This window comes from Methanosaeta sp. UBA356 (genome assembly GCF_002496465.1).
GTDB lineage: Archaea > Halobacteriota > Methanosarcinia > Methanotrichales > Methanotrichaceae > Methanothrix > Methanothrix soehngenii.
In genome coordinates, this window is sequence record NZ_DAKC01000106.1 from 21,552 (window position 1) to 28,778 (window position 7,227).

6 protein-coding genes are annotated in these 7,227 nt (G+C 55.0%); 2 read left to right on the forward strand and 4 right to left on the reverse strand.

Annotated features, from left to right (window positions below):
* Positions 1 to 1,411 (forward strand): TrkH family potassium uptake protein (locus tag BP727_RS09975; RefSeq protein ID WP_286858636.1); only part of this gene is annotated, 1,411 nt, incomplete at its 5' end.
* Positions 1,412 to 1,423: 12 nt separating this feature from the next.
* Here the strand turns inward: BP727_RS09975 and BP727_RS09980 are convergent.
* Both BP727_RS09980 and BP727_RS09985 read right to left on the reverse strand, forming a co-directional pair.
* Positions 1,424 to 3,289 carry an amylo-alpha-1,6-glucosidase gene (locus tag BP727_RS09980; protein ID WP_286858638.1) on the reverse strand — a complete coding sequence of 622 codons (1,866 nt, stop codon included), beginning with the start codon at positions 3,287 to 3,289 and terminating at the stop codon, positions 1,424 to 1,426.
* Entirely contained in the window at positions 3,290 to 4,768 is a 1,479-nt protein-coding gene (locus BP727_RS09985; RefSeq protein WP_286858639.1) for an alpha-amylase, read from the reverse strand.
* A 137-nt stretch (positions 4,769 to 4,905) separates the two neighbouring features.
* Between BP727_RS09985 and BP727_RS09990 the strand changes: the two genes are divergently transcribed.
* Positions 4,906 to 5,754: a CPBP family intramembrane glutamic endopeptidase gene (locus BP727_RS09990; RefSeq protein WP_286858641.1), complete on the forward strand. Its 849-nt coding sequence runs from the start codon at positions 4,906 to 4,908 to the stop codon at positions 5,752 to 5,754.
* Positions 5,755 to 6,242: 488 nt separating this feature from the next.
* On the opposite strand, the gene BP727_RS09995 is transcribed toward BP727_RS09990, so the two are convergent.
* On the reverse strand, positions 6,243 to 6,536 hold the full coding sequence (locus tag BP727_RS09995; RefSeq protein ID WP_013718719.1) for a hypothetical protein: 294 nt from the start codon (positions 6,534 to 6,536) through the stop codon (positions 6,243 to 6,245).
* A 277-nt stretch (positions 6,537 to 6,813) separates the two neighbouring features.
* Positions 6,814 to 7,074, reverse strand: coding sequence for a winged helix-turn-helix domain-containing protein (locus tag BP727_RS10000; RefSeq protein WP_276838332.1), 261 nt, complete (start codon positions 7,072 to 7,074; stop codon positions 6,814 to 6,816).
* Between the last annotated feature and the right edge of the window lie 153 nt (positions 7,075 to 7,227).

The following is a 7,227-nucleotide window of genomic DNA, read 5'->3' on the forward strand; positions in this document are numbered from 1 at the left end:
CCTGGGAAGGCTGTCATCTGAGGAGGAGCCGGGATTAAGAGAGGCCTTCGCCCTGGTGGCTCTGGGCTGGATTGCCGTCGCTTTCTTCGGAGCGTTTCCTTATGTCTTCCTGGGGATGAGCCTGATCGATGGCCTCTTCGAGTCCATGTCCGCCTTCACCACCACTGGATCGTCTGTATTCACAGAGATCAATCACCTGGGATACTGGAAGATGAACCAGACCCTGGCCGATAGCAGCCTGGTGGCGGAGATGCAGATGCAACTGGTGAGGATGACCGGCAACTCCATCCTCCTCCGGATGAGGAGCGGCCCCGATGATACGATCATGGGGCTGCTCTTCTGGAGGTCATTTGCCCAGTGGTTGGGAGGGATGGGGATAATACTGCTCTTCGTGGCCATACTGCCCCGCCTGGGAGTGGCGGGACGGCAGCTGTACCGGGCGGAGGTTCCCGGCCCGGATAAGGAATCCATCAAGCCCAGGATCAAGCAGACCGCTCGCATGCTCTGGATGGTCTATATCCTCCTGACCCTGGTGGAGGTCGCCCTCCTCCTTCTGGCAGGAATGCCCCCCTTTGACTCGTTCTGCCATGCCTTCTCATCCATGGCCACGGGAGGATTCTCGCCCCGGGGTTTGAGCATCATGGCCTACAATAGCTGGATCATAGATGCCATCATCGTCCTGTTCTGTTTCCTGGCCGGGGCCAACTTCGCCCTGCACTACAGGATGATCACCTCCGACCGGAAGGCCCTGATCAGCGACACGGAGTTCCGGGCTTATGCCTTGATCATCCTTTTGGCCACGTCGATCATCATCCTCTGGGGAGGGCTGGAGGGAGACATCTACCAGAAGATTCAACTGGCCGGCTTCCAGGTGGTCTCGATCCTGACCACTACCGGGTTTGCCACTGCCGATTTCAATCAGTGGACCGCCACCGCCAGGATCACCCTCCTCTTGCTTATGATCATCGGGGCCTGTGCCGGCTCCACCGCAGGAGCAATCAAGGTTGTTCGATTGATACTGATATTCAAGAGCGCATACAGAGAGCTGATTCGCACTCTTCATCCCAAGGCGGTTCAGAGCGTCCGGCTGGGCGATATGGTGGTGAAAGAGGAGATTTTAAGGGCGAGCAATATCTTCGTCTCCATGTACATCATCATCTTTGCCATAGCCTCCCTCCTCCTGGCCATGATCTCCTACAGCGATCCGAAGATGGATATGGAGAGCGTCCTGTCGGCAGTGGCGACGACCCTGGGGAATGTCGGACCGGGATTTGGTGTGGTGGGGCCGATGTTCAGCTTTGCAGATATCCATCCTGCGGGAAAGATGCTCCTCATATTATGCATGTGGATCGGCAGGCTGGAGGTGGTGACCGCTATGGTCCTCTTCTTGCCAGAGTTCTGGAAAAAATGAATGGAATTTTTCCTATTCATCCCGCAGCTCTTCATAAGCTCTGAGAACCTCTCCCACCGACCAGGCCTGGGAGATGCAGCCACCGGGATTCTGGGGCAGGTCGCCATCGAAGACCTCGGGAATGGTGCCCATCCCTTCTGCCAGATCCAAGAGCGGCCTTAGTGCATCCAATCCCTTCTCCCGCGTTTCGGCGGAGCGGCCGCCTACAGCCAGCAGAAGATCGATATAGGGGCCGATGAGCCAGGGCCAGACCGTGCCCTGATGATAGCTGCGGTCCCTCTCCTTGGGTTCTCCAGCATATCGGCCCGCATAACGGGGATCGCGGGGGGAGAGGGTTCTCAGGCCGAAGGGGGTGAGAAGATCTCGAGCTACCACCTCCAGAATGCTCCTTCTCATCACATCCGGCAGGAGATCGGGAACGATTGCCGCGAAGATCTGGTTGGGGCGGATGGAGGCGTCCTCATGGTCTATCACATCGAAGAGGCAGCCGTTCTCGCTGTTCCAGAATCGGAGGTAGCTTTTCTGGACCTTATCTGCGAGCTCGGGAATCTTCGGGTCCAGGGGCATGTCCAGGGCCCGGGAAAGGCTCTCTGTCCTCCTCAGGGCGGAGTACCAGAGGGCGTTTATCTCGCAGCATTTGCCCGTCCGGGAGGTGACCGGCCGGCCGTCCACTCTGGCGTCCATCCAGGTGAGAGCCGGGCCGGAATTGATCAGGCCGTCCTCATCTGCGCCGAAGTCATCGCCCGGTCGGGAGTATCTCTCAACCACATCCAAGAGCTTCGGCCAGAGCTCGGCCAGGAAATCCAGATCACCTGTTGCATCGAAATATCTGCTCGTCGCCTGAACAAACCACAAAGAGGCGTCCACGGTGTTGTAGGACCGGGCCCCGAGGTCGTTGGGCAGCACACCGTCCTTCATCGCCCCGGCAAAGGAGCTGAGGACCAGCCTTGCTGCCTCATATCGGCCGGTGGAGAGGAGAAGGCCGGGCAGGGCGATCATGGCGTCCCTTCCCCAGTCATCGAACCAGTGGTAGCCGGCGATGAGGCTCAGAGCGTTGCCCCTCTTGACCAGGAAGCTGTCCGCCGCTCGAGCCAGAGGAGGAACGGGTGCCTTTAAGGATATCAGGCGTTCTCTCTCGCTCTCCTGATCCGCCCTCCAGTTGGCCAAGGAGCTCCTCCAGGTGGAGGCGATGATGGCGAACTCCGCCTCTCCGGATACATCCAGCTCGAAGCAGCCGGGGGAGAAGAGGTTCTCCTTCCAGCCCAGGCCCCGGCGGCGCTCCTCCTCGTACTCGAAGTTGCTGTAGACCCTCTCCTGGGGAATATATCGGGCCAGGTCGGAGAAGATGGAGAAACGGGTTTGGCTGAGGATTGTGGTTCCTTTGCCCCAGGTATTCTGGTGAAGTGGAGGAAGATCGCCGGCAGCATGGAAGCTGCGGTCGTGGATCAGGGGTACGATGCGGATCAATCCACGGTAGCCCTTGATCCTGTAGCTGATGATGGTGCTGTTCTCATTGCGGACCATGGAGACGGTCTTCTCCAGGGTTGTAGTGCCCATCTGATAGCAGAACCGGGGGAGGGGATCGGTCCAGAATCCCTGCAGGTGAGAGAAGCCCTGGGGATAGATCGCTCCGGGGTACTGATGATTGGCCAGTCGGAATTCGCCCAGCTCCTCGTCCAGGCTGGCGAGGAGCAGTCTCTTCCTTGCTGGAGGCTCGGTGGCTGCCACCAGAAGGCCGTGATAGGCTCTGGTGTTGCTGCAGTTTGCGGTCGATGAGGCATAGCTGCCCAGGCCGTTAGCCACCAGCCACTCCCGGGATGTCCCCTGGGAATAGTCGGCCGGCTGGAAGGGCTGAGGTTGAGCTGCTCCTACAGTCATTTAGATCACCTCTGTTGCCAGGGAATCGGCCACTGCCCGGAGAAGGCCCTTTCTCAGCCTCTCCCCCTTGAGCTTCTGCAATCCGGCCAGCTTTTCCGCCAGGGCGCTGTCGCCCAAGCTCTTCTCCGCCCAGAGGGCATAATCGCCGTTGGCATTATGGTACTCCAAAGAGGGGAGAGGGATTTTGTCCAGGATGGCCTCCAGGCCCATCAGTGTCCAGGCGGAGTCGCCTGTGAACTGGTCTATTCCGGTGGCAAACCGGAATGGGGAATCGGCCAGATGGGTCTTTCCCTTCAGGCGGCAGTGAAAGTCGGATAAGACGGCAAAGTAGGTTACAGCTGCATCATAGGGGGAGCCGTAGGGGCTGAAGTAGTTGTGCACCTCGGCCGGCCCTCCGCCGTGGGTGAAGATATAGTAGAGATGGTCGGAGAGGCCCAGAGTCCTCCAGATGGCCAGGAGGTCGGGATCGCGGCTCTCTCTTGCCGGCGCCTGGAGCCTCTTCTGCTGGATGAAGCAGGCATGCTGAAGGGCGTTTCCCAGCCAGCAGCTGGTGTTTCTCTCCAGGTCTGCCCAGGAGACGAAGCTCTCTATCGATAGCTCTCTTTCCGGGGGAATTGTGCCGGCCACCTCGCAGGGGGTGGCGAACTGGAGGTTTTTGTAGCGGAGGATCTGGTTTGGCAGGCTGCGGATGAAGTCGAAGATCCCGGTATCGATCCACTGGTGCTCGCCGAAGGTCTCGTAGTCGCAGAAGATGTTTATGCACTTGCCTGGGGTCCTCGCCAGCCAGGAGGCGTATTTGTCTGCGGTGAGGGGGTACTCTTCCCAATTGTGGGAGGAGAAGCGAAAGCCGATGTCGTCGGTGAGCTGGTAGTTACGCAAGAGCAGAGCGATCTTGGTGTTTGGCGGGCGGTAGACGTAGTTGGGATCTGCTACCACCCCTTCGGTGAATATGGCCTTATAGCCCATCCGGTCTGCGATTTGGGCGATTTTGTCGCTGTAGATCAGCTCGGTGTTCTCAAAGGTCGTAGGCCGGAGGGCGAAGATGTCCCAGATCAGCTCCCGGTGCATCTTGATCTGCTCGATGTACTCCTCCGGATCGTCGTAGAGGCTGGCCAGGCTGTGATAGTAGGTCTGATCCAGCACCTCCACCATTCCAGTCTGGACCAGGTCGACAAAGGAGTCGAGGACATCCGGGCGGTACCTTTGGCATTCTTCCAGGAAGACGCCTGAGAAGCTGTAGGAGACCTTGAAGGATCTATTCGATCCCTGGAGCTTTTTTATCCCCTCCAGGATGGCCCGGTTGGCGGGCAGGTAGCATTTGTCGGATACCCGCTCGAAGATCCTCCGATTCTCTGGGTCATCGAAGTAGTATTTCCATAAATCAGGTACCACCTGCCGGTTCATGTAGCCGTCCCAGAAGAAATTCTTCTTCAGACGGATTGGCTGGTGGACCTCAAAAGAGAGGGAGACAAGGGTCATACTATATCATCAGGGCCGCAAATTATTTACATCCTTCGCATTATATCTGCCCAAGTCAGGGCTAAAGTATGCTGATTTTTTGGCACAGTAAGGTTCGAGGGAATCTATTAAATCTTTGATGAGAACATGGCAATTATATGAAGGCGCTGAATGCGGAGAGGTACTATCTCGACCTGTTGATTCCCGTATTTTTGATACTGTTGGCCGAGATTCTGATCTTCTACGGCAAGCCTGAAGCAGCGATGCCCATTCATGCGCTGAACCTGGTTTTTTTAAGCCTATCAACCATATTCGTCAATAACCGGACCTATCCAGCCCTAATGCTCTTGCCACTGTTCCGCCTTTTGAATGTCGCGATGCCCGTCTTCTTCCACCTGACCCTCTACTCCTATGTGCTGGTCTATGCGCCCATGTTCATTCCCATGTATATGATCTTGAAAGAGAGATTCATAACCGCAGAGGAGGCGGGATTGACCTTTGAGCGGTTCTGGTTCTTTCTGCCCGTTTCCATTTCCATGGGACTGGCTTTGGGGTGGGGGGAGTATATGGTGATCAAGCCTCAAATGCTGGTGGTGGACAATGATCTCCAGCAAATGCTCATTTTAGCCCTGACCATGATCTTCTTTGTGGGTATTGTGGAGGAGTTCGTATTTCGGTCGTCTTTGCAGACTGTGCTCCAGGAGAGGATTGGTCTGATCGGGGGGCTGGTCTTGGCCAGTGTGATATTCGGGTTCATGCATAGCGGCTATCACCTGACACTGGAGCTCCTCTACGTTAGCCTGGCGGGGCTGGCTTTCGGGGTGCTCTTCTGGCTATCCAAGAGCCTGCCCATTGTCTCCCTGGCCCACGGGGTCACCAATATAGCGCTGTTCCTCGTCGCTCCTCTCAAACCGGAGATCCTGCCGTATTTGATCATTGGCCCGCTATTCCTGTTCTTCTTTTACGCTTATGCTCTGGATAGGATAAAAGAGCGTATCGCGACTTGAATGGTTCAGGGAGAAAAGAGGATTGAGCGGCTCGGTGGAATCTGTGGATGTTAATCGGAGCGGGGGAAGCATGAGGCAGTACACGGTGGTGTACGGGAATAGAACCACAGAGACACAGGGCGCACAGAGGACGAACGAACGGAGATGACTATCCCGGAAGCAATTGGGAGCTTTCTTAGGTTGGATGGAAAGGAAGGCTGAGCGTCTCTGCGAACTCTGTGCCTCAGTGGTTAATAATCGTGGCTGAAAAATCAATCCAGGTGGTTTATGGGAATAGAACCACAGAGACACAGAGCGCACAGAGGACGAACGAACGGAGACGACTATCCCGGAAGCAAATACGCTATTCATTTCAAGTAGGAAGGTAATTTGGACCTGGAATTTAGGCTCCTCGCTAAAAACGCTATATGCAATAGAATGAATAGACTGCTATGAAGAGCTACAAAAGGTGCTATAAAAGAGAGATTGTATGCAGCAGCAGGGCTTATCTAGCTGCCGATAACCTCTACTACCTTGTAGCCCACAATTAAGAAGAATGTTAAGACCATGGGAACTATGGCGATGTTGAGCACCGTTGAAAGGCGCCTGTGCCAGCAGGATGAGGCAGAGAGTATCTCAGAGGCGCTTAGGAGAGCGATGAGACATATGACGCTCACAACGCTGATATCCGCGACACCCACCGTGGCAAATGTACTGACCGCCGAGGTTGTGCTCATTGTGCTGGTGGCGCTGGCTGTTGCGCTCATGGTGCTACTGACCGTACTCATCATCGACGAAAGCATATATTACATCTCTCCTTTTGGTTCTGCCCTGAGTATCCTACATCAATACTGGGTATCAACTATAGATAACATGTCAAGATGAGTATTTATAGATATCCCTTGCAGAGGGGAGAACTATAGCCAAAAAACGGCTTTCGCATCGGGAGGCGTTCTCGCATTTATGCGGATCAGGGAGCCTTATGCTATCGAATGATGCAGGCGGATTTATTACAGAAATTTTTGCATAAGATCCTTGCGGGAGGATAAACGCATCAAACATGGATCCTTCTTGCCCCCTCTATATCTTCAGGCCTTCCATCAGCTTATGTAGCCCTTCCAGGCGATCTCTCATCGCCAGGCCCTTTGGCGTTGTTTTATAGATTCGCGGAGAGCCATCCTGGCATATCAGAAGATCGTTTTTCATGAGCACAGCGAGATATGCCTTGATGGCAGTAAAACTGATACTGCTTCGATAGACGATATTGGTGAGATTTTCCCCTTTTTCGCATATATTCAGGATCTCCACTATGATCTGATCTTTGCTCCTGCGCGCCCGCATATAGTTCCCCTAAAGAGCCTCAAGCTCTCCCTTTCGCAATCGGGCTGAATGCATAAAAACGTTTCTTAATTATATTACTTATGATAAATCATTCTAAATTTTCGCGCATTGCAGGCTGCTGCCGGGTATGACCACAAAGAGCCCATGATCCTC

What these genes read in the sequence shown, in the direction of transcription:
- BP727_RS09980 (WP_286858638.1), bottom strand. Translation starts at nt 3,289, where the DNA reads ATGACTGTAGGAGCAGCTCAACCTCAGCCCTTCCAGCCGGCCGACTAT.
- BP727_RS09985 (WP_286858639.1), bottom strand. Translation starts at nt 4,768, where the DNA reads ATGACCCTTGTCTCCCTCTCTTTTGAGGTCCACCAGCCAATCCGTCTG.
- BP727_RS09990 (WP_286858641.1), top strand. Translation starts at nt 4,906, where the DNA reads ATGAAGGCGCTGAATGCGGAGAGGTACTATCTCGACCTGTTGATTCCC.
- BP727_RS09995 (WP_013718719.1), bottom strand. Translation starts at nt 6,536, where the DNA reads ATGCTTTCGTCGATGATGAGTACGGTCAGTAGCACCATGAGCGCAACA.
- BP727_RS10000 (WP_276838332.1), bottom strand. Translation starts at nt 7,074, where the DNA reads ATGCGGGCGCGCAGGAGCAAAGATCAGATCATAGTGGAGATCCTGAAT.